Genomic DNA, 20,483 nt, shown 5'->3' with positions numbered 1-20,483 from the left:
GGTTACGCAGGAATCTCCCAGGACAATCAACTTAACGTAACATTGTTCCAGGAAAGGAAGCATAAGAGATGATCGACCATAAGATAATTTTCTTTGGCCCGGTAGGTGCTGGTAAAAGCACAGCGATCCGCAGTGTTAGTGAAATCGATTGTATTGATACCGACGTGAGTCCGTCTGATACCACAAACTCACTCAAGCAAGCCACCACCGTTGCGATGGATTATGGCCGTCTGAAAACAGACACTAGTCAACAGATCCACTTATACGGCACACCGGGCCAGCAACGGTTTCAGTTTATGTGGGAATTGATCAGCACTGAACTGGCTGCAGACTGTAGCGGTCAGATCCTGCTGTTAGATAATAGCCGCAACTATCCCCGACAGGATCTGGAATTCTATATCCGGGAATTCAATAAGTTGGTTCAAAACAAGCCGTTGATCATCGCCGTAACCCGCTCCGACATCAGCCCCTACCCTGATCAGAGTGACTACCAGGGCTGGTTAACCGAGCTGGACATCAAAGCGCCACTGTATTTTGTTGATGCCCGCAACCCTGACGATATTCTTTTTCTAATCAACGAAGCTCTTATCCCCCCTACTTACAGCCCTATCAACGAAATCTTCAATAATAAAGCGTTTATTGCCCCACCACATCCGAAGACCGCAGCTCCCCAGGTAACTCCAACAACTTTGATACCTGTCTCAGATGAAGAGTTTTCTCTCGACCAGGTATTGCAACATTGCCCCGATCCGATCCGGTTATCACCTTCTGTAGTCAGTAAGATTCAGGGCCTTCAAGGCGTTACCGGCACCACATTGATAGACAGCCAGGGGCAGCTCACCACCATGAAACTGTGCTCCCGGCAACTAGACCAACTGATCCGATTCACCACTGTAATCACCCCCCTACTGGCCAGGTCTGATTCATTGAGTAACCTGCAGAGCCTGACACTTAATTCAGATGAGGGCGATAACCTGTCGTTGTTTATCGCCGATCAAAATGCACTCGCAGTATTCAGCAGCGAACAACTCAGCGGTCTGAATCTACGCCAACAAGTCGAAAACATTCTGCAATGGCACTCAGCTACGGCAACCTGAGTCGAAAACTTTTGCAGTGGCAATCAGCTACGGCAACCTGAGTCGAAAACATTCTGCAATGGCACTCAGCTACGGCAACCTGAGTCGAAAACTTTTGCAGTGGCAATCAGCTACGGCAACCTGAGTCGAAAACATTTTGCAGTGGCAATCAGCTACCGCAAACTGAGTCGAAAACTTTTGCAGTGGCAATCAGCTACGGCAACCTGACAGGCCCTTGAGTAGGTTTTTATAGCTTCAGTTAATCTCGACTTATAACTCGATCAACAGACTGATATAGCTTTTTGTTACTAAAGCGGAGAATTTAGCCCCCTCCGCCACTTTTTCCCGGCCGCTCATACCTGTACAATCCTTAGCCAATTTTACGCCTATATGATCAACTCACTGGAGCTAAGCACAATGCGTCTGGCAGAAATGGAAAGTATCGCAATGACCGTCTGCATCGCAGTATTTGCAGGCTATATCTTCTTCATTATTTACGATCTGGCTAAAAAATCTAATGCCGGAAAGTTCGGTACCGCCGTACTGTTCTTTGCTCTCGGCCTTGGTCTGGCGGCATTTCTGGTAAAAAGCGTCGCTGTGCACTTTATAGAAGGCGGCGTGTAGCTATACAGAATAGTGACTGTCGTTTTATAAAAATACTGTCACTGCTATCAATCTAAACCCGTATAAAACAACTATACAGAGTGCGACGTCCCGGAACGGCTATTAACCAAATCAGTCGCACTCTATCCCGGTTACCCTCCCCCTGCTAGGCCTTGTCTCCGGCAATACGCTGAGCATCAATATGCAACAGCTGATCGGTCAGTGGATCAATATCGTAAGCCTTACCAAACCCCGTAATAAAGCGCCCCTCAACCGGAACTAAACGTAACAACTTGAAATCAGGCAAGCTACGTAACAGTGATACAGTATTCCCCAGCCGCAGCTCCATCTGATCCAGCAACAATGGGTATTCAGCGCTATCCGTTGGTACCTGTTCGACCTGGCAATTAAAGGTGATCCGCTTACGGGCAAACAGGTTTTTCGCTTGCCCCTCATCTTCTATCAACATCACCCCGGCCTTTGCATGAGATATCAGGTTTGAGGTATGGCAAGCCAACTCACTGACAAAGATATATAAGTCCCGACCCTCTCGGATAAAAGGCGCATAACTAGCCTCTGGCTGATCGCCTTTCAGACTGCTTAACTGCAGTGACCTGGTATTTTCAAGCAATGACCGATACAGCCCTGACACTGCATCAGCAGCTGGTACAGATTCTGTCATAAAGTTCTCCTGCCGATTATCCCTATTGCTCGTCGATAACGTATAATAAGTGCCATTGAATGAACTTACAGGATATCAGTTAAATGCAGCAGAAAGTTGTCAAGGCTGGCGATATCAACATCGCCAATGACCTGCCGATGGTACTTTTCGGCGGAATGAACGTACTGGAATCAAGGGATATGGCGATGCGCATCGCCGAACACTACGTCGATGTTACCAGCCGCCTGGATATTCCCTATGTGTTTAAGGCCTCTTTCGACAAGGCTAACCGTTCATCCCTCACCTCCTTTCGCGGGCCAGGCCTGGACGAGGGTCTGAAAATCCTGCAGGAGATCAAAGATACATTCAACGTACCGCTGATCACCGATCTCCATGAACCTTACCAGGCAGCCCCGGTCGCCGAGGTCTGCGATATTATTCAACTGCCGGCATTCCTCTCCCGCCAGACCGACCTGGTAGAAGCGATGGCGAAAACCGGTGCCGTTATCAATATCAAGAAGGCCCAATTTCTCGCCCCTCAGGAAATGAAGCACATCCTTAACAAGTGCGAACAGGCCGGTAACAGCAACCTTATCTTGTGCGAGCGGGGCAGCAGCTTTGGCTACAACAACCTGGTGGTTGATATGCTGGGCTTCTCGATCATGAAAGATATGGGTTACCCGGTGATGTTCGATGCTACCCATGCCCTGCAGATGCCAGGCGGGCGCAGCGATTCAGCCGGTGGGCGCCGCGCACTTGTCGCCCAGTTATCCCGGGCGGGCTTAGCGCAAGGTATTGCCGGTCTGTTCCTCGAAGCTCACCCTAATCCCGCTGAAGCCATGTGCGATGGGCCATGTGCATTACCGCTTGATAAACTGGAGCCCTACCTGGCACAGATGAAAGCGGTAGACGAACTGGTTAAGAGCTTTGAGCCACTGATCACCGACTAAGACTAAGATCAGCAAATCAACACCAGGCCCTGCATCGCAGGGCTTTTTTATTGAGTCTGGCAGACTGTCCCCTTCCTATATAACCATCCACTTACCATCTCTTAGTCAGACCTTCTTAGTCGGAACCTCCTATTTAGATCTAAGCGTTTGATAAGCAATGCTCAAACCTGTCGTTTTGACAGGCAACTCTCTTAACTATCAGGCAGCCTTGCTCTATTATCTGTTGGCATATCAGCGGATTGAAATCGGGACTGAACGCCATGGGAAATTCAAAGGAACCTCTGTACAAAGGCTTACAAGCGGGACAGATCATTGGTCCTGACCACCATCAGTTCAAGCTCACCAGTCAGCTGAAAGATACCGCCCTTGGACAACTATGGAATGCGGAAGATCAGTCCACCAGCACTCTGGTTCCGGTTACCCTGCAAATATTTGATCCAACTCTGCTGAAGCATAAAGGCTTCATCGACACGATCCAAAAACATGTCAGCCTGAGTAAAAAAATTAAGCACCCACATCTGGCTGAATTTTACGGTATTTTCAAGCATAAGAATGTCATGCTGTTTTATGCCACCGAGATACTGGACGGACTGACCCTGGCCCAGTTATTCAATAACGGGATGCATAAGAAGTTATCGGCTAAGCAAAAGCAGGGCTTACTGCTGCAGCTGGCACTTGCCATCGATTCGGCCCATACCAGCATAGCCAGCCCCCACAAGGCGATCACCCCTGAAGTGATTTTTATCAACAAGCAGGGCGGGGTAAAGTTAACCGGATTCGGCCTCGACGACGGCCTTAAAATAGCAGGCAGCATTCAACAACAAACGGCTGAACTGATTGCCTATCAGGCTCCCGAAGCATTTCACCCGGATCAACTATCAACCCGGGCCGATATTTACTCCTTCGCCTGCATTATCTATCAGTTGTATACCGGCAAGGCACCTTTCAAAACAGGTGAAGATGAAGCAAGCAGAGTGCGTAAAGAATTGAAGCGACCTGCGGATATGAATTCGCAACAGTGGCAACTGATGGAACAGGCCTTTGCCACCGATCCAGAGGAACGACCGGCCAAGGCAGCTGACCTGCTGAAACAGATTAATGCCGCGGCGAGCGATACTGCAGATGCCGCAACAGAACAAGACGCAGCCCTGGACGATCTTTCTGAAAAAAAGAAGGTTGGCGTATTTAACATCCCCCGCTGGGTCATTACCTTGCTGATTTTCAGCTTTGGTTTTCTGCTGGGCTTCACGATCGCCTTTTTTATCGGCCTCAACAATACCAATGATGTTCAGCAGGCACTGACCCAGACCCGTGAACAGCTGGAACAGGTACAGCTTGATATTGCCGAGCTGCAACAGACTCTGGTACTTGAGCGTGAAGAGCGCAGCCTTGAAACAGCACAACTGCAGCAAGCCCTTGATGAACGGATCGGAGAAGTCAGTGAGCTGAAAGATTCTCTGCTGGCAATCAAATACGATGATCCCGACAAACTCACCGTTTTTACCGATCAACTGGAAGATGGCTTCAAAGGGCCGCAAATGGTGATAGTACCCCGTGGCGTATTTACTATGGGAGATCAACAACTGATCGGCGATGACAATGAGTTGCCCAGCCATGAAGTGACTATCAATCATCGTTTCGCTATCGCCCGCAATGAAGTCACCTTCAAAGACTATGATTATTATGCCACTTCGATGGGACGCCCCCTGCCGAAAGATAATGGCTGGGGCCGTGGCAATCGCCCTGTCATCAACGTCAGCTGGAAAGAGGCTAAAGCCTATACCCAATGGCTGGCACTGCTGACCGGCCAACCTTACCGCCTGCCCACCGAGGCCGAATGGGAATATATAGCAAGGGCAGGCACTAAGACCAACTACTGGTGGGGTGACAGCCTGGAACAGGAACGCGCAGTATGTGATGAGTGCGGCACCGAATGGGACGGTAAAAAAACCGCACCAGTGGCATCATTTCCGGCAAATTCATGGAGCATTCATGATATGAACGGTAATGTCGACGAGTGGGTTGAAGACTGCTATCAGTCATCCTACTTCGGCGCTCCAGCCGATGGTTCTGCTATGATCGAGGGTGACTGCCAATTCCGGGTGATGCGTGGCGGATCCTGGTTTGATATTGGCCGGTTGGTTCGTTCATCAAGCCGTTATCGCCATTCATCGGATGCGAAAAAGAACAGCTGGGGATTTCGGATAGCACTGGACCTGCCCGATAAGACAACTGAGGAATAGTTGATGAAACACCCATTACTGACATTATGCTCCGCGCTACTGACCCTAAGTCTTGCCGGCGGGCCACATGCAGCGCCGCTGACAATCGATGCCGACAAACAGAAATCGGTCACCCTGACTCTGTATAATCAGGACCTTGGACTGATCCGTGATGAGCGTTCGATACCAAGGATCAATCCAGGCCAGACCTTATACATTAAAGATGTCAGCCACCAGATGATGAGCGAAACCCTGCGTATCGAACAGGCCGGTCAGATAATCGAGCAGAATCTTAACACTAACCTGATCAGCGCCCACGCCTTGTTACAGGCCTATACCGGAAAAACACTGCAACTGGCCCGTATCAATCCGGCGACCGGACAAGAATCACTGTACGATATCACCCTGCTCAGCGTAGCCGGGGCAGATGCGGTTATTCAGAGCGCAGGACTGATCGAAACGATCCCGCTCAATAGTCGCGACTGGCGCTTTGTGTTCCCTTCGATCCCACAAGGAATGCAATCCCGCCCCAGCCTTGAGGTTCGGAGCCAGGGCACCAGTACAGCATCTGATGCAGTGCTTACCTATCTCAGCCGGGGTCTTAACTGGCAGATGGATTACGCTATCACCCTGAATGCAGAGGGCAACAAGCTGGCACTAGACGGTCTGGCCACCCTGAATAACCGAACCGGCGTCGATTACAACGACAGTAAAATCATGTTGATGGCCGGCCAGGTCAATCAGGTTACTGCTGCGCCGATGCGAAAACAGCGGGAAGTCATGATGGCGATGGCCGATTCTGCGCAGAGCGGCCAGCCCCGGGAGTTTCAGGATTATCAGTTATATAGCCTGCCCCGCACCACCAGCCTGCTCAACGGCCAGACCAAACAGGTCAGCCTGATCGCCGCCGATAAGGTGAAGGCTGACAAAGAATATCACTACAACTTTTCAGTCTATCCACGACCAGACCGGAACAAACACGAAAACAGACCCGCTATCAAACTGAAATTTCTCAACCAGCAACAAAATTCTCTGGGCTTCCCTTTACCGGCGGGTAATGCCCGGGTATTCAGTCCGGACGCAGAGGGCATTAAACACTTCATCGGCAGCGCCAGAATCAATCATAGCGCGGCAGGCCAGGAAATCAGTATGGCCCTGGGCAAAGCCTTCGACCTCAACATCAAGCGGCGCCAGACCGGATTTAACAAAAACTACGATAGCCATATCATTGCCCAGGAGCTGATCCTGAGTAATAGCAAATCCCAGGCTGCAACTATCATCGTTAACAGTGATTTCAGCCAGAAGTGGGACATTCAGGACAGCAACCATCCGTTTGATAGGGTCAACGCCAGTCGGGCGCGCTGGAACATTGAGGTGCCCGCTAAAGGTGAAATTAAACTCAGCTTCCGGGTAAAACTGAATAAGCCTTGAATACTCAAACTATAAGTAGCGGGGAACATTGCCCCCGCTGTGGCCTGCCCAAATCCCACTGCATCTGCTTTCAGATCACCCCTACGACCAGCGAGGCTTTATTCTGCTTACTGCTACATGAAAAGGAGTGGCAGCGGGAAACGAATACCGGCCACCTGATCAAGGCTCTGTTACCGCAAACCCGACTATTTACCTGGCAACGCAATCAACCTGACCCTGAACTGATCGCCCTGTTGCAAAACCCTGACTTTGATCCTTATCTGATCTTTCCGGCAGATCGTCCGGAGCTCAGTCACAGAGCGGTCTCAACTGTCAGTAAAGGTAATAAGCGACCGCTGTTTCTGATTCTGGATGGCACCTGGAAAGAGGCGCGAAAAATCGTGCGTAAGAGTCCCTATCTTGATCCGCTGCCACTACTATCACTTACGCCGCAGAACCTCTCCCGCTATAGCCTGAGGCGCAATCCGGACGCCAGCCACCTGTGCACTGCTGAGATCGCCATAGAGCTACTCGCCAGCCAGCAATCGTTCAACAAACAAGCTGGCAACGAACAGCAAGATACAGCCCAGAGCCTGTCGCTGATCCTGGATCAGTTTTTAGACCAGTATCTACGCTATAAAGACCGTAAAGCCTAAGGTCATAAAGCCCAGGATCGTAAAACTCAGGAGGGTGCGAGCAAGCCCCCTGATTATTTATGGTCGGCTATCGCCTGCCAATAGGCGGCCTGTTCAGGTGAAGCGGCCTGACCCAGACCTCCCTCCCGGTAGATTTCAAGCAAACGCTTCAACGCCAGCAGATGAGCCGATTTTGCCGCCTGTTGATAATACTTCAGCGCTTTAGCATCACTCTGGGGAAAATTCTGATAGCCGGCTTCATAGAGCTTTGCCATTTGATAGGCAGCCTTCTGATCTCCTTGCTGCGCAGCCCGCTCCAGGTAGATCGCTCCCTGTATTCGATTATCTGCCCCTTCCCCCCGAAAGTGCAGCAGATGACCATATACCGAAAGCGCACGGGTACTGCCATTGTCTGCAGCAAAGCGAAACCATTTCATCACCATACGGTGCTTAACTTCTGATCGTTTAAACACAGGGGAACGAAACATCCGGAATGCCAGCCAACCAACAACAGGGGCCAGTATCTTCATAAGTAGTCGCATACAATTGAACGCCGGAATGAGGTAAAGACGACAATATATCAGAGAACACTAATATTATAAAAGCGGCCAGCGTGTATTATAACCATCTGACTGCCAGCAAAAGCCTTTGACGCTTGCCATAACAACCCCAATAAGCTTAAATCGGTACTCTTGCATTTTGAATAGTAAGTAGTTTTTTATAGCCTTCAGGAATATGCTTAGTAGTTTCCTGAGCTACATATCTGTCACTACACGTAATAAGAATTCGGCAAAGGTAGCCTCATGAAGACGTTCGAAGATAACTCCCAGTCCATCGGCAACACGCCCCTTGTACACCTCAGCAAAATAGCGCCCGGCGCAAAAATCTACGCCAAGATTGAGAGCCGCAACCCGGCCGGTTCCGTAAAGTGCCGTATCGGTGCCAACATGATCTGGGCGGCGGAACAAGACGGTAGCCTGCAACCAGGCATGACACTGGTTGAACCAACCTCCGGCAATACTGGAATCGCGCTGGCATTTGTGGCTGCATCCCGGGGTTACAAACTGGCGCTGACGATGCCATCCTCAATGAGCCTGGAACGTCGTAAGCTGATAAAGGCACTGGGCGCTGATATCATCCTCACCGATCCGGCTAAAGGCATGAACGGCGCTATTACTAAAGCCGCCGAAATGGTAGCCAGCAATCCGAAGCAGTACCTGATGCTGCAACAATTTGAAAACCCGGCTAACCCGGCAATTCATGAAAAGACTACCGGACCTGAGGTCTGGAAAGACAGCGAAGGTCAGATCGACATGCTGGTTTCAGGGGTCGGCACCGGCGGTACGATTTCCGGTATCTCCCGCTATATCAAAAACACTCAGGGCAAGGCGATCACTTCGGTGGCAGTTGAACCGACCGATTCACCGGTAATTACTCAGACACTGAACGGTGAAGAAGTTAAACCGTCGCCACATAAGATCCAGGGTATCGGGGCAGGTTTCGTACCAAAGAATCTGGATATGAGCCTGGTTGATCAGGTCGAGCAGGTCAGTAATGAAGAGGCGATCGATATGGCTCGCCAGCTGATGCAGAAAGAAGGCGTACTGGCTGGGATCTCCAGTGGTGCAGCAGTTGCTGCCGCAGTTCGTCTGGCCGACCAGCCCGAAAACAAGGACAAAATGATCGTCGTTATTCTGCCGGATTCCGGTGAGCGCTATCTATCCACTATCCTGTTCGACGGCATGTTCAGCGATAACGAGATGGTTCAGTAACAACACTGATTTACAAATCTAAAAAAACCGGGCATGCCCGGTTTTTTTGTCTGTAAAATATGCCTGATAAATGACTGTGAAGAGCTTAGCAGCGAAGCGCTCAGGAAAGCATCTTACGGATCTCTTCATGACTAGGGAAAGTCGCCAGGTGATCGACAAAAGTTCGACCATCACTCAGCTTTTTCACGGTGTACCAACGCGCTTTGCGCTCTTCGCCATTAAAATGGCCATCCACTTCAAAGTTTTCGCCATCAACACCTAGTACAGCAATAGTTCGCTTAATTTCAGCTGTTCGCATAGCCTGACTCCACTTTTTACTTTTTTTCGCTCCTGCATCTATGCCGAATAAATAATCCTTATCAGTAAAGCCTAGCTTATCTGGCTGTTTTAACAAATTGTTAAACCCTGTCTGACTATCCTGAAACATATGAATAATGATGGTCAGGCCGTTGAATTCGAAGCGGGTCAGGCTTAGAAAGGTTTATGTCCCAACAAAACTCTCCCACTGTAAGAGACCAAGCTAGCCACGTACGCCCACTTCTTGGGCTGGACCTACCCAAGCTTCGTCCAGTGCTAGCGGCGCTAACTCCGATACCCGCGATCCACTGAATTCACAGCCAATTACGGAAATAAAATATTCGCCAGTTTATAAAAGACATCACAAGTTAATGACTACCTAAATTTATTCGAGATAAGGCTACCCTCACATATAGCGGGGTAACCTTCGATAAAACTAGGCGAACGACGGTGTTCTTTTTTCCAGGAAGGCAGACATTCCCTCTCGGCGGTCATCAGTTGAGAAACTCAAGCCAAACAGATCGCTTTCCATGATGCAGGCATTATCCAGATCAAGATCCTGACCCCGCTGTACCAGTTGTTTACTCAGCTGCTGAGCGGTACCGCTTTTAGTAGCGATCTTAGCCGCCAGCTTAAACCCCTGTTCCATCAGTTCCTGTTGCGAGTAAACATGATTAACTAATCCCCGCTGCAGGGCTTCTTCAGCAGCCATCATGCGACCACTGAATAGTAATTCCAGTGCCATTGGCCGACCAATCAACCGGGCCAGTCGCTGACTGCCACCGAAGCCCGGTGTAATGCCTAAGTTGACTTCCGGCTGGCCAAATTTGGCTTTATCCGCTGCCAGAATAAAATCGCAGCTCATCGCCAGCTCACAGCCTCCGCCCAGAGCAAAGCCGTTGACCAATGCTATCGCTGGAATGTTCAAGTTTTCCAGACGACGGAAAATAGTCATGCCATATTCAGCAAAGGCCTTTCCTTCCAGCGGTGAAAGGCGACTCATATGCTCAATATCAGCACCGGCCACAAAAGCTTTGTCACCGGCCCCGGTAATTAACAGTACTCGGGCGTCATTGCTTGCGCCCAACAGATCAAGAGCCAGGCCAATTTCCTCAAGAACTTCATTATTCAGAGCGTTCAGTACCTTCGGGCGGTTAATTGTCAGGCAGAAAATGCCTGCTTCCCGCGGTTCAAGCTGAATGTTTTTAAAACTCATCACTACCTCTCACTCGTAATGATAGAAACCACGGCCAGACTTGCGCCCCAGATAACCCGCATCCACCATCTGCACCAACAGCGGACAAGGACGATATTTCGGATCTTTAAAGCTGTCGTACAACACTTCCATGATACTCAGACAGGTATCTAGTCCTATCAGGTCAGCCAGAGCCAGCGGCCCCATCGGATGACTCATGCCTAGCTTCATCACAGTATCGATCTCTTCTGAAGAGGCAAGCCCTTCATGCAGGCAGAAGATCCCTTCATTGATCATCGGCAGCAGAATCCGGTTAGCGACAAACCCCGGCGCATCTTTTATGTCGACCGGCGTTTTTCCTGCCCTTTCTGCTAATGTGCTGACCGCACGGAATACCTCATCATCAGTTTGCAAAGCACGTATCACTTCAACTAACTTCATCATCGGTACCGGATTCATAAAATGCATACCGATGACCTGTCCCGGACGGTTGGTTACCGCAGCCAGTCGGGTAATTGAGATAGAGGAGGTATTGGTTGCCAGGATCGCAACAGGCTTACATACTTCATCAAGTTGACGAAAGATACTCTGCTTAATCTGCTCATTTTCGCTGGCCGCTTCGATCACAATGTCCGCCTGACCAAGGTCGGACAAATCAGTAGAAAGACTAACCTTAGCTAAAGTTTCATCTAACTCAGCCTGACTCAATTTATCCTTACTGACCAACCGCTGCAGGCTGGCGCTGATTGCCGCAACACCCCGCTCCAGAGCTTGCAGGTTCAAGTCAAACAGAATGACCTGTAAACCGGCCGCGGCACACACCTGAGCTATACCAGAGCCCATCTGACCCGCCCCGACTACTCCGACCTGTTCTATATTCATTGTACTTTCCTAATCAAGGGATAAAAAAGGTGCATAGCGCGGTAACGCTATGCACCAAAAAACCATGGCGCTGGAGATTTGCAAAGGTAACTCGCCACGGTTGGAACGCTCTATCGTTTACTCATTGTTTCCAGCATCCGGTTAACCGCATCGAGATGCTCCGGTTCGTTATGACACATACCCTGGAAACAAGCGCATAGATCGAGGAAGTCTTTCAGCTCCATCCGCTGCGCCATTTTCATCAGACGTTTAGTCAGACGGGTCGCCTTTGGCGGCTGAATGGCAACACGCTTAGCCAACTTCATGGCTGCTGGAAGAAGCTTATCAGGCGGTGTTACATCAAGTACGATACCCAGTTCCTTCGCTTCATTGGCATCGATAATGCGGCCGGTCAGGGTAAGTTCAAAGGCTCGCTGATAGCCGATTAGTCGCTGCATCAGCCAGGCCCCACCGTCACCGGGGATGATGCCCAGGTTAAGGAAGGTTTCGCCAAACCTGGCTTTCTCGGAAGCAATACGGATATCAGCCATATTAGCCAGATCGAAGCCGGCGCCGATAGCCGGACCATTCACCGCGGCAATAATTGGCACTTCAACCTGTTCCAGTGCCAGAGGAATGCGCTGAATACCCCGCCGATAGCGTTCTTCACATTCAGCGACATCGCCGGCAAAATCACCGCCACGCTCAGCCATATCTCGGATATTTCCGCCCGCACTGAATGCCGAACCAGCGCCGGTTATCACCAGCACTGAGACATCGGCAGCCCGGTTCACCCACTCGGTTGTTGTGACAATGTCGTCGATAAGGTTTGAACCCGTTAAAGCGTTACGCAGGTCATGGCGATTCAACGTCAACAACGCAATACGGTCTTCTACCAATAATGTGGCATCTTCAAGCTGTGGCAGAGTAGTCATTACTTCTCCTCCTGATCGACTATAACCCGGGCATCAACCACCGCGTAGCCATCGTCGTAAGCTATGACGGGATTAAGGTCGAGCTCGGCAATCTCGGGATGAGCATCAACTATCTCTGATACCTTCATCAGCAATTCAACCAATGCTTCTTTATCAACCGCAGCTTCACCACGGGCGCCCTCAAGAATTTTACGGGCCTTAATCTGATCAATCATCAAACGTGCATCATGACGGCTCAACGGGATCGCCCGGAACGCTACATCCTTGAGAATTTCTACAAAGATGCCCCCCAGACCAAACATCAGTACCGGGCCAAAAATTGGATCCTGGCTCATACCGATAATCACTTCTGTGCCTTTGCGGGCCATCGGGGTCACCAGAACACCTTCAATATCAGCATCTTCCTTATACTGTATACAGGAGGCCAGAATGTCATCGCGAGCAACTTTAAGTGCCGCCTCACCCGTGACATTTAATTTAACGCCACCGGCATCGGATTTATGCAGAATATCTTTGGACACGACTTTCATCGCAAGGGGGGTGTCACCGAACTCATTTATAACGCCACTCAATTCACTTTCATCACGTACAATCAGTTCCAGGGGAACGTCCACGCCGTAGCTACGCAGCAAAGATTTAGCTTCAAACTCAAACAGATCACGTCCTTCAGCGCGGGCTTTGCTAAAACTGGCCGAACAACGTTCATTGATAACCAATGGCGCGTTATTCTCAGCCTGCTGACTACTCTGAATGTAAGCGCCCCGTTCGCCCAGCGCGGCCATAATTTTTACCGCATGTTCAATAGAAGCATAGACCGGCAAACCCGCCTCACGCAGTCGCTGCAACGGTTCCGGCTTAATATGTGCGTATAAACTATCAATAATTAAAGGCTTGCTGGTACGCTTAGACAGTTCGATAATTGCATCAGCGCAATCCAGCTCTTCTTGCTTCAGCTCTTCGGCGAAACGGATACCGTAGCCGCCGAACATACCGACTAAAAAAACCATATCAACGTTGTTATCGGCGGCCAGAATTTCCATACAATCAGATAACAGACCTGGATTCGCATCGGTACTACCCGCGACATCAATGGGGTTCACCAAAGATGCCTGCGGGAATAGGATATCGCGCAGAGCACTGTGGGTGCCCTCGCTCAGCTCTGCCAGCTCAAGTCCTGCTTCTGAAAGCCGATCTGAAGCGATAGTTGCCTGACCGCCACCGTCGGCAAGCACTGCAACCCGCTTACCCGAGGCTTTTTGTAGCAAGCCTAAGCCTTCAGCTACCGGCAGAATCTCGTCAGAATGCTCGACCACATTGACACCAACCTGACGCAGCAGATCGACAGTCATCTGGTAGCTACCAGCAAGGGCTCCGGTGTGGGAACTTGCGGCTTTCTGACCCGCTTCGGTACTACCTGATTTATATACAACAACCGGCTTTTCTTTCGACGTTTCTTGCGCGACATCCAAAAAGGCACGTCCGTCTTTAAAACCTTCTACATAAAATGTAGCCACCTTAGTATTTTCTTCTTCTCCCAAATACTGGAGGTAATCAGCAAAATCGACATCGGTCTGGTTACCCGGTCCTGCATAGGTACTGAATCCGATATGTCCGTTATGCTGTGCTTCAAGAGCCAGCGACAACAACATATTGCCTGACTGGGAAATGATGCCAATATCGCCGGGGTTTACATTATCCAAAGCCAGCAGGTTAACTTTTTTATGCAGATTGAAAATACCCGAGGTATTTGGACCAACAATGCGTACACCAGCTTGCTGCGCAGCATCAAGTACCTGCTGTTCAAGTTGCGCGCCGGCTTCATCAACCTCACCAAAGCCACTAGCTAAAATTATGGCGCCTTTAATGCCATTCTCTCCGCACTGCTGCAACAAAGCCGGGATCGTTTTCGCCGGCGTACAGATCAGCGCCATGTCCGCCGCTACAGGTAACGCTGTCACTGAAGAGTAAGCCTTAGCTCCCAGAATCTCATCGGCTTTCGGATTGATCGGATAGATAGTGCCCTGATAACCATCATTCAGCAGGCCGATCATCGCCTTATAACCACGTTTCGTTGGATCAGCAGACGCACCGACGATAGCAATTGAGTCTGGCGCTAAAAAATCATGTAATGAACTTTTCATCTTAGTGCCCCTTAAACTCTGGCGAACGTTTTTCGGCGAAAGCATCAACACCTTCCTGCCAGTCTTTGGTGGTGGTGCACGTAAATACGCCATCCAGTTCGTGCTGCAGCTGGGCATCCAGATCAGCATAGGAAGCGTTATTCAGCAGTTTCTTAACCAGTTGCATTGAGATAGGCGCTTTAGTGGCAAGTTCGGCAATAAATGCCTCTGCTTCATTCTGTAAACACTCATCAGCGACTGAACGGGTAGCCAGGCCGATAGCAAGGGCTTCAGTACCATCGATCTTAGTACCCAGGAAAATAAGCTCGCGGGCTTTTGCCAGACCCACCAGACGCGGCAGGAACTGAGTCACACCACCACCGACACAGGTGCCAATACTAACTTCTGGAAAACCAATTTTTGCGCTTTCGGCCATTATTACGAAATCACAAGAACAGGCCATCTCGGCACCCGCTCCCAGGGCATAGCCATTAATTGTGGCAACAACAGGCTTGGTTGAACGGAAGATCGCTTCACAGACATCATTACCCAGCTGCAGGTATTGACGACGCTGGTACTGGGTACGTTCACCCGCACCATGCTCTTTCATATCGGCGCCTACACAGAAAGCGCGGCCTTCACCGGTCAGTAAAATAGCGCGAACATCGTTATCTGCTTCAGCCTGTGCCAGGGCATCCAGCAGTTCGTTATAGAACTGCTCAATTACCGCATTAAGCCGATGTGGACGGTTAAAGCGGATCTCCGCGTAATTCTGTTTTTTGTTGTAGATAAGAGTTTCAAAGCTCATAGGTTTAACCTCAGTTTTTCGGGCAACAAACGTTCCCCTCGGATGGCGCTGATGCGGTATCCAAATATTTAAAAAGTAAGTTGTGGGCAATCGCCCGGGGGTCAGAGCCGGTTAGGACTAATCGGAATTACCACGGCGCTGCCAGTGACCAGGACGTAGAAGAAGTGGAGGCATCAGTTGATAGGTTGAAAACAGAATTACGGAAATATGACCTGCTTGTAGGGTCGCAAACAGGTTTGGTGTGATCAGCCAGGCCATCTGCTTGCTGGCAGATACGCAGTTTGTCCGGCAAGTATCAGAGGGACACTGTGACAGGTTCGTTAACTGAGAACTGTTCATATTGATTTTTACCCGCAGCGTTATTGTTATTTGCGTGATAGTGAAACTATACGGGGCGGGCAAACAGGGCGGCAATTTCGCTCCATGATAAAAGCTGAAGCAGTATGAAGCAGGGGGAGCTTCTACTGGCTTAATTAGCTATTTGATCTCTGGTGTTGAAACGGGACATTCCGCAGGTTGTTTTCAACTTCTATCTTGAACAGCTCATGACAACCGTAAAAACATCGGATTTTATCGCTTTCAGCGGATGTTTAACCGCTTAGGGTATGCGTCAGTCGACGCATAAAGAGCATAAACTAGCTTCAGCTTGATCAAGAGGGCGAAATTGAATCGTCGCTTGCTGCGGGTCATAGTGGAATGACAGAGCCAAGAGGGCAGATTTTCTTCCCACTAATGCTCTAACTTATTGAAGTTAATAATAAAACAGATATAAGACTTCACCAGATGTACAACTAAAAGCTGAACCTTAATGGCAGTGTTGTGCAAAGGTCCCTGGCGATGAATAACAATAATGACGCTGGCTTTGAGACCTTATAACCTCAGCCACATGACAGTCAGACTACTGGCCGTTAGTACCTGAAGCTCCGGTTTCAGATTGTTGTTTTCCCGCAGGTATCTCTTTCCGGTTAGCGCAGGGTTTAACAGCGCTGCGGCCTCTACCGGTAGTAGTGGTGATATGACTAGATTACGCCAAACTAATAACAACAAACCCTCGGAGAATCTAACCATGATTAACCTGAAGTCACTTAATAAAATCGCCTGCACTGGGGCAGCGGTACTAGCCCTTTCTACTGCTATGTCGGCGACTGCCAGTGACCTGCGTCTGAAATTTGCCGGCACTCTGCCGTTGGATCACCCAGGGACTCAGATGATGAAGCAGATCGAAACGGACATTGAAGCTGCTGATGTAGGTCTTAAAGTGTCGGTGTTCCCGGCTAACCAACTAGGTTCCGGTGAAGAACTATTCGAAGACAGTATTCGGGGCAATATCGATATGGTTGCCGGCTTTATTTACTCCCATAAAGATCCGGTGCTGGAAATTAACTCCCTGCCATACCTGGCCAGTTCCTGGGCGGAGATGGATAGTGTCGTGCGCAATAAGGATTCAGCTTATAACCAGATTATGCGCGAAAGCCTGGATAAGCTGGGTATACATCTGATGGAAAATATTCCTGAAGGCTTTACCGGTATCGTTGCCAATAAAAAGCCAGGTACCTGGGAAGGTGTCGGTGAGAAAGGGATGAATATCCGGGTCTGGTCGTCTAACGTTGTTAAAAATCTTGTCGAGATGATGGGCTACAATGCCACCACTATGGCCTGGGGGGACATTTTCCCGGCACTGCAATCCGGAATTGTTGATGGTGCTATCTGCTGTACCAGCCAGGCGGCTTACACTATTTTTGCTGTCAGCGATGTAGGTAAGTATTTCGTTGCTAACGATGCCATCATCGATATCTCTTCTTATTACATTTCACAGAAAACCTGGAACAAGATGAATGATGAGCAACGAGCTGTAGTGAAACAGGCGTTCGCCAAAGCTGCGGATCAACTGTTCGCCATGAACAAAGCAAACGACGAAGTCTATCGTGGCAAACTGGTTGAAAAAGGTTATGAAGTACTGGTACCAACTGACGCGCAAAAGCTGGCGCTGAAAGAGCGGGTGCAGGCTGAGATCTGGCCTCAGATCGAACCAACCGTAGGTAAGAATGTACTGGATCGAATCAAGGCGGATGCTAGCTGATCAGGCCTGTCAGAGCATGGAAGGCTCGACCTTCCATGCTCTGAAATCAGAGGTTCCCGATTCTACTAAGTAAGGCTTCCACCATGGCTGATTATACAAATGAGTTTTCCCCTGCCATAAGAATTCCAATGGCCATAATCATGAAGTTTATGAACTTCGTCATTATTTCCTCAGGAATCATCATGGCGCTCACCTTCTTTTTCGTGGTGATCTTCAGGTATGGCTTCGGTGCAGATCTGTTTGCCTATGAAGAGTGGCTGATGACCATCGCCTTCTGGATGTTCTTTATGGCAAGTGCTGTTGCTACTCATGACCGGGTCCACGTCAATGCAGATATTGTTGGTTTCCTTATCAGCGATCCGAAAGTCATCTGGTACAGGGCACTGCTGGTCGAAGGTATTGAACTGATCATTGTCGCCGTCGTGACTTACTGGGGATTCCTGATGTGTCAGGAAGAGTTCAATACCTACCCTAACTGGCAGTCAACAATCGCACTGAAGATTCCTTTTCTGGTACCTCGTGTTGGTATCTTCCTGGGTTTCCTGATGATGACTGTTTATACCGTACTTCACCTCTGTCTGCTGTTTCGAAATGGTCCTGAATTTACCGCACCACAACAGCCGGAATCACAGGACGTAACAAAATGATTATTCTTGGTACCCTTTTAATTCTGTGCATGCTGTTGCTGATCGGTGTTAGCGTGCCTTTGGCATTCGGCGGTGTGCTTATGTTTCTGGCCCTGATGGGTGGCCATGAAGTGTCTGGCTATCTGCCGACAGGTCACTGGAAGATGAACTCTCTGGTTCTGCTGGCGATTCCCCTGTTCATTATTGCCGGGTCAATAATGGAAAAAGGGAAAATAGCCGCACCTCTGGTCAGTCTGGCAGAACTGTTTGTCGGACATCTGAGGGGCGGTCTGACGGCAGCTGCGGTGATTGCCAGCGGTATCTTTGGCTCTATTTCCGGTAGCGCTAACGCAACCCTGACCTGCATCGGCGGCATTATGATGCCGCACCTGCGCAAGGCAAAATACCCCGAGGGTCTGTCCGCCGCACTGATTGTCAGCGCCAGTCCGCTGGGACTGCTGATTCCACCAAGCTCCTCTCATATTTTGTATGCCTGGGCGGCACAGCAATCAGTACTGAAGGCTTTTCTCTCCACGATTATTCCGGGCATTATCCTGATTACTCTGCTTTGCCTTGTTAGCTACGTGTATCTACGTAGACAGAAAGGCCTGCAACTGGAACTGGGCCAGAAAGCGGATCACTTCGGCCTGGCGTTTCGTTCCCGCTCGATCAAAGCATTCCCGGCTTTCCTGATGCCGGCAATCATCCTTGGGGGTATCTACGGCGGTATTATGACGCCGGTTGAAGCGGCTGGTGTGGCAGTGATCTATGCGATTCCGATCGGTATATACGTCTATAAGGGCCTGACCTGGAAAACCTTCCTGCAGACCATGCGTGGCGCAGGTGTCACCGTGGGCGTAGTAATGGTGATGATCTTTATGGTGTTGATCGTCAGTAAGTTCCTGGTGTTTGAAGATATTCCGAGTATTGCTCAGGAGCTGGTCTATTCAGTTTCGGATAACCCGATTGTGATTCTGCTGATGGTGAACCTGACGATGATCCTGATTGGTATGCTGATGGACGATATCAGCGGCCTGCTACTATCGACACCCCTGCTGTTACCGATAGTTCAGAGTGTCGGTATGGATCCGATCCACTTTGCTGCAGTTCTGGGAGTCAACCTGGGCATGGCAAATATTACACCACCTACAGCACCGCTGCTTTATCTGGGATCCAAGGTTACCCAAACCCCAGTAAACAAGATGCTGAAGCCAACATTAATTCTGATTGTATTTGCCTGGTTACCAACGTTGGTACTGACCACGTTTATTCCGGAATTAGCACTTTTCTTACCGGAACTGTTACTGGGATAACAATCCCTGCAGTGATTAATGATTTTATTCTACGAAAAATTTGGAGTAACTCTGGTATGCGTATACTTGCCTGTCAGATACAGATTCCCGCGATCGATAACCGCGGAAAACAGCTCGCTCATATTGATGCGCTAATTAACAAACTGGAGCAGCAGGTTCAGGACACTCAGGTCGATCTGGTGGTCTTACCTGAACTGTCCACCATGGAATATTCAGCTGAAAACTTTCAGAATATTCATGAGTTCAGTGAAGAGCTTTACGGTGAAACCTATGAACGGTTCGCTGCATTCTGTCGCCAGCATAATGTAGCTGTGTGTTACGGTATGCCCCGGCGTGAGGGTGATGACGCTTATATCAGTCAGGTCGCCCTCGGACGTGATGGTAAATACCTCACCCACTACGACAAGATCCATACTGCTGAGTATGGTGATGCAGCTGAACTAAAATACTTCAAGCGCGGTAATCATCTCTCGGTATTCGAAGTGGATGGTATTAAAGCAGGTATTATTATCTGTTATGACATGCGTTTCCCGGAATTAATCCGCCGCTTATGCGGCGAGTTCTCAGCAGACCTGATCCTGCATCCGGTAGCTTTTGCCCGGGATCTTTCCTTCCACACCTGGAAACAATTTGTGGTTAGTCGAGCGTTGGAAAATCAGGTGTATTTTATGAGCGTTAACCAGAGCGGCGAACATTTCGGCCAGTCGATTATCTGTCCTCCATGGGTCGATAATACGGTACAACCACATATCTTTGGGCAGGATGAAGAGTTCCGGGTGGTTGATATAGATCGGGAGGTGCTGGACCGCGTCCGCCAGGAGATTCCGTACCGTCGGGATACACTGGATGATTATGATGTTCTGCCAGTGAGGCACTCAAAAAAGAAATAACCAAACTCAATACAAAAACAGGAAGCCGC

At 49.5% G+C, this 20,483-nt stretch carries 19 protein-coding genes; 11 read left to right on the top strand and 8 right to left on the bottom strand.

The window, feature by feature from the left end; all coding sequences use genetic code 11:
* The first annotated feature begins 68 nt into the window (after window positions 1–68).
* Complete coding sequence (locus ACQUQM_RS00240) at window positions 69–1,097, top strand: GTP-binding protein (RefSeq protein WP_432472457.1); 1,029 nt, start codon at window positions 69–71, stop codon at window positions 1,095–1,097.
* Between the two features lie 396 nt (window positions 1,098–1,493).
* On the top strand, window positions 1,494–1,700 hold the full coding sequence (locus ACQUQM_RS00235; RefSeq protein ID WP_432472456.1) for a DUF2788 domain-containing protein: 207 nt from the start codon (window positions 1,494–1,496) through the stop codon (window positions 1,698–1,700).
* 145 nt (window positions 1,701–1,845) lie between these two features.
* On the opposite strand, the gene ACQUQM_RS00230 is transcribed toward ACQUQM_RS00235, so the two are convergent.
* Window positions 1,846–2,361 (bottom strand): HugZ family protein, encoded by a 516-nt coding sequence (locus ACQUQM_RS00230; protein ID WP_432472455.1) that lies wholly within the window; start codon window positions 2,359–2,361, stop codon window positions 1,846–1,848.
* Between the two features lie 83 nt (window positions 2,362–2,444).
* On the opposite strand from ACQUQM_RS00230, the gene kdsA reads away from it, so the two are divergent.
* The 4 genes from kdsA (at window position 2,445) to ACQUQM_RS00210 (ending at window position 7,578) form a co-directional block, all read left to right on the top strand.
* Window positions 2,445–3,290: a 3-deoxy-8-phosphooctulonate synthase gene (kdsA, locus tag ACQUQM_RS00225; protein ID WP_432472454.1), complete on the top strand. Its 846-nt coding sequence runs from the start codon at window positions 2,445–2,447 to the stop codon at window positions 3,288–3,290.
* A gap of 260 nt (window positions 3,291–3,550) precedes the next feature.
* Window positions 3,551–5,533 (top strand): SUMF1/EgtB/PvdO family nonheme iron enzyme, encoded by a 1,983-nt coding sequence (locus ACQUQM_RS00220; protein WP_432472453.1) that lies wholly within the window; start codon window positions 3,551–3,553, stop codon window positions 5,531–5,533.
* Between the two features lie 3 nt (window positions 5,534–5,536).
* The gene (locus ACQUQM_RS00215; RefSeq protein WP_432472452.1) at window positions 5,537–6,943 is read left to right on the top strand and encodes a DUF4139 domain-containing protein; all 1,407 of its coding nucleotides are present in this window, start codon (window positions 5,537–5,539) and stop codon (window positions 6,941–6,943) included.
* Window positions 6,940–7,578, top strand: coding sequence for a tRNA-uridine aminocarboxypropyltransferase (locus tag ACQUQM_RS00210; RefSeq protein WP_432472451.1), 639 nt, complete (start codon window positions 6,940–6,942; stop codon window positions 7,576–7,578). The genes ACQUQM_RS00215 and ACQUQM_RS00210 overlap by 4 nt, the downstream gene beginning before the upstream one ends.
* A 53-nt stretch (window positions 7,579–7,631) precedes the next feature.
* Here ACQUQM_RS00210 and ACQUQM_RS00205 read toward each other — a convergent pair whose 3' ends face one another.
* Complete coding sequence (locus ACQUQM_RS00205; RefSeq protein WP_432472450.1) at window positions 7,632–8,099, bottom strand: tetratricopeptide repeat protein; 468 nt, start codon at window positions 8,097–8,099, stop codon at window positions 7,632–7,634.
* Window positions 8,100–8,360: 261 nt separating this feature from the next.
* Here ACQUQM_RS00205 and cysK point away from each other — a divergent pair, with 261 nt between their 5' ends.
* Window positions 8,361–9,329, top strand: a complete 969-nt coding sequence (gene cysK / locus ACQUQM_RS00200; RefSeq protein ID WP_432472449.1) for a cysteine synthase A — start codon at window positions 8,361–8,363, stop codon at window positions 9,327–9,329.
* A 100-nt stretch (window positions 9,330–9,429) separates the two neighbouring features.
* Here the strand turns inward: cysK and ACQUQM_RS00195 are convergent, their stop codons facing one another.
* The 6 genes from ACQUQM_RS00195 to ACQUQM_RS00170 form a co-directional block, all read right to left on the bottom strand.
* Window positions 9,430–9,627, bottom strand: a complete 198-nt coding sequence (locus ACQUQM_RS00195) for a hypothetical protein (protein WP_432472448.1) — start codon at window positions 9,625–9,627, stop codon at window positions 9,430–9,432.
* Window positions 9,628–10,062: 435 nt separating this feature from the next.
* The gene (locus ACQUQM_RS00190; protein WP_432472447.1) at window positions 10,063–10,842 is read right to left on the bottom strand and encodes an enoyl-CoA hydratase-related protein; all 780 of its coding nucleotides are present in this window, start codon (window positions 10,840–10,842) and stop codon (window positions 10,063–10,065) included.
* A 9-nt stretch (window positions 10,843–10,851) separates the two neighbouring features.
* Window positions 10,852–11,703: a 3-hydroxybutyryl-CoA dehydrogenase gene (locus ACQUQM_RS00185; protein ID WP_432472446.1), complete on the bottom strand. Its 852-nt coding sequence runs from the start codon at window positions 11,701–11,703 to the stop codon at window positions 10,852–10,854.
* A gap of 110 nt (window positions 11,704–11,813) precedes the next feature.
* Window positions 11,814–12,617, bottom strand: a complete 804-nt coding sequence (locus ACQUQM_RS00180) for an enoyl-CoA hydratase-related protein (RefSeq protein WP_432472445.1) — start codon at window positions 12,615–12,617, stop codon at window positions 11,814–11,816.
* Window positions 12,617–14,758, bottom strand: coding sequence for an acetate--CoA ligase family protein (locus ACQUQM_RS00175; RefSeq protein WP_432472444.1), 2,142 nt, complete (start codon window positions 14,756–14,758; stop codon window positions 12,617–12,619). Before ACQUQM_RS00175 ends, ACQUQM_RS00180 begins: the two co-directional genes overlap by 1 nt.
* Window position 14,759: 1 nt before the next feature.
* Window positions 14,760–15,545, bottom strand: coding sequence for an enoyl-CoA hydratase/isomerase family protein (locus ACQUQM_RS00170; RefSeq protein WP_432472443.1), 786 nt, complete (start codon window positions 15,543–15,545; stop codon window positions 14,760–14,762).
* A 1,066-nt stretch (window positions 15,546–16,611) separates the two neighbouring features.
* On the opposite strand from ACQUQM_RS00170, the gene dctP reads away from it, so the two are divergent.
* From dctP to ACQUQM_RS00150, 4 genes are all read left to right on the top strand, one after another.
* A complete protein-coding gene (dctP, locus tag ACQUQM_RS00165) occupies window positions 16,612–17,625 on the top strand; it encodes a TRAP transporter substrate-binding protein DctP (RefSeq protein ID WP_432472442.1) in 1,014 nt (337 codons plus the stop codon).
* Between the two features lie 83 nt (window positions 17,626–17,708).
* Window positions 17,709–18,272, top strand: coding sequence for a TRAP transporter small permease (locus ACQUQM_RS00160; RefSeq protein WP_432472441.1), 564 nt, complete (start codon window positions 17,709–17,711; stop codon window positions 18,270–18,272).
* Window positions 18,269–19,564 (top strand): TRAP transporter large permease, encoded by a 1,296-nt coding sequence (locus ACQUQM_RS00155; protein WP_432472440.1) that lies wholly within the window; start codon window positions 18,269–18,271, stop codon window positions 19,562–19,564. The genes ACQUQM_RS00160 and ACQUQM_RS00155 overlap by 4 nt, the downstream gene beginning before the upstream one ends.
* Before the next feature lie 56 nt (window positions 19,565–19,620).
* Window positions 19,621–20,454, top strand: coding sequence for a carbon-nitrogen hydrolase family protein (locus ACQUQM_RS00150; RefSeq protein ID WP_432472439.1), 834 nt, complete (start codon window positions 19,621–19,623; stop codon window positions 20,452–20,454).
* Window positions 20,455–20,483: the final 29 nt, after the last annotated feature.

Origin of the sequence: Amphritea sp. HPY, from assembly GCF_050870985.1 — a bacterium.
Classification (GTDB): Bacteria; Pseudomonadota; Gammaproteobacteria; order Pseudomonadales; family Balneatricaceae; genus Amphritea.
Note: the sequence above shows the minus strand (reverse complement) of the source record. Positions and strands in the feature narration are given on the sequence as shown.

What these genes read in the sequence shown, in the direction of transcription:
- ACQUQM_RS00205 (WP_432472450.1), bottom strand. Translation starts at nt 8,099, where the DNA reads ATGCGACTACTTATGAAGATACTGGCCCCTGTTGTTGGTTGGCTGGCA.
- dctP (WP_432472442.1), top strand. Translation starts at nt 16,612, where the DNA reads ATGATTAACCTGAAGTCACTTAATAAAATCGCCTGCACTGGGGCAGCG.
- ACQUQM_RS00175 (WP_432472444.1), bottom strand. Translation starts at nt 14,758, where the DNA reads ATGAAAAGTTCATTACATGATTTTTTAGCGCCAGACTCAATTGCTATC.
- ACQUQM_RS00215 (WP_432472452.1), top strand. Translation starts at nt 5,537, where the DNA reads ATGAAACACCCATTACTGACATTATGCTCCGCGCTACTGACCCTAAGT.
- ACQUQM_RS00150 (WP_432472439.1), top strand. Translation starts at nt 19,621, where the DNA reads ATGCGTATACTTGCCTGTCAGATACAGATTCCCGCGATCGATAACCGC.
- ACQUQM_RS00155 (WP_432472440.1), top strand. Translation starts at nt 18,269, where the DNA reads ATGATTATTCTTGGTACCCTTTTAATTCTGTGCATGCTGTTGCTGATC.
- cysK (WP_432472449.1), top strand. Translation starts at nt 8,361, where the DNA reads ATGAAGACGTTCGAAGATAACTCCCAGTCCATCGGCAACACGCCCCTT.
- ACQUQM_RS00185 (WP_432472446.1), bottom strand. Translation starts at nt 11,703, where the DNA reads ATGAATATAGAACAGGTCGGAGTAGTCGGGGCGGGTCAGATGGGCTCT.
- ACQUQM_RS00160 (WP_432472441.1), top strand. Translation starts at nt 17,709, where the DNA reads ATGGCTGATTATACAAATGAGTTTTCCCCTGCCATAAGAATTCCAATG.
- ACQUQM_RS00195 (WP_432472448.1), bottom strand. Translation starts at nt 9,627, where the DNA reads ATGCGAACAGCTGAAATTAAGCGAACTATTGCTGTACTAGGTGTTGAT.
- ACQUQM_RS00230 (WP_432472455.1), bottom strand. Translation starts at nt 2,361, where the DNA reads ATGACAGAATCTGTACCAGCTGCTGATGCAGTGTCAGGGCTGTATCGG.
- ACQUQM_RS00240 (WP_432472457.1), top strand. Translation starts at nt 69, where the DNA reads ATGATCGACCATAAGATAATTTTCTTTGGCCCGGTAGGTGCTGGTAAA.
- ACQUQM_RS00180 (WP_432472445.1), bottom strand. Translation starts at nt 12,617, where the DNA reads ATGACTACTCTGCCACAGCTTGAAGATGCCACATTATTGGTAGAAGAC.
- ACQUQM_RS00220 (WP_432472453.1), top strand. Translation starts at nt 3,551, where the DNA reads ATGGGAAATTCAAAGGAACCTCTGTACAAAGGCTTACAAGCGGGACAG.
- ACQUQM_RS00170 (WP_432472443.1), bottom strand. Translation starts at nt 15,545, where the DNA reads ATGAGCTTTGAAACTCTTATCTACAACAAAAAACAGAATTACGCGGAG.
- ACQUQM_RS00190 (WP_432472447.1), bottom strand. Translation starts at nt 10,842, where the DNA reads ATGAGTTTTAAAAACATTCAGCTTGAACCGCGGGAAGCAGGCATTTTC.
- ACQUQM_RS00235 (WP_432472456.1), top strand. Translation starts at nt 1,494, where the DNA reads ATGCGTCTGGCAGAAATGGAAAGTATCGCAATGACCGTCTGCATCGCA.
- kdsA (WP_432472454.1), top strand. Translation starts at nt 2,445, where the DNA reads ATGCAGCAGAAAGTTGTCAAGGCTGGCGATATCAACATCGCCAATGAC.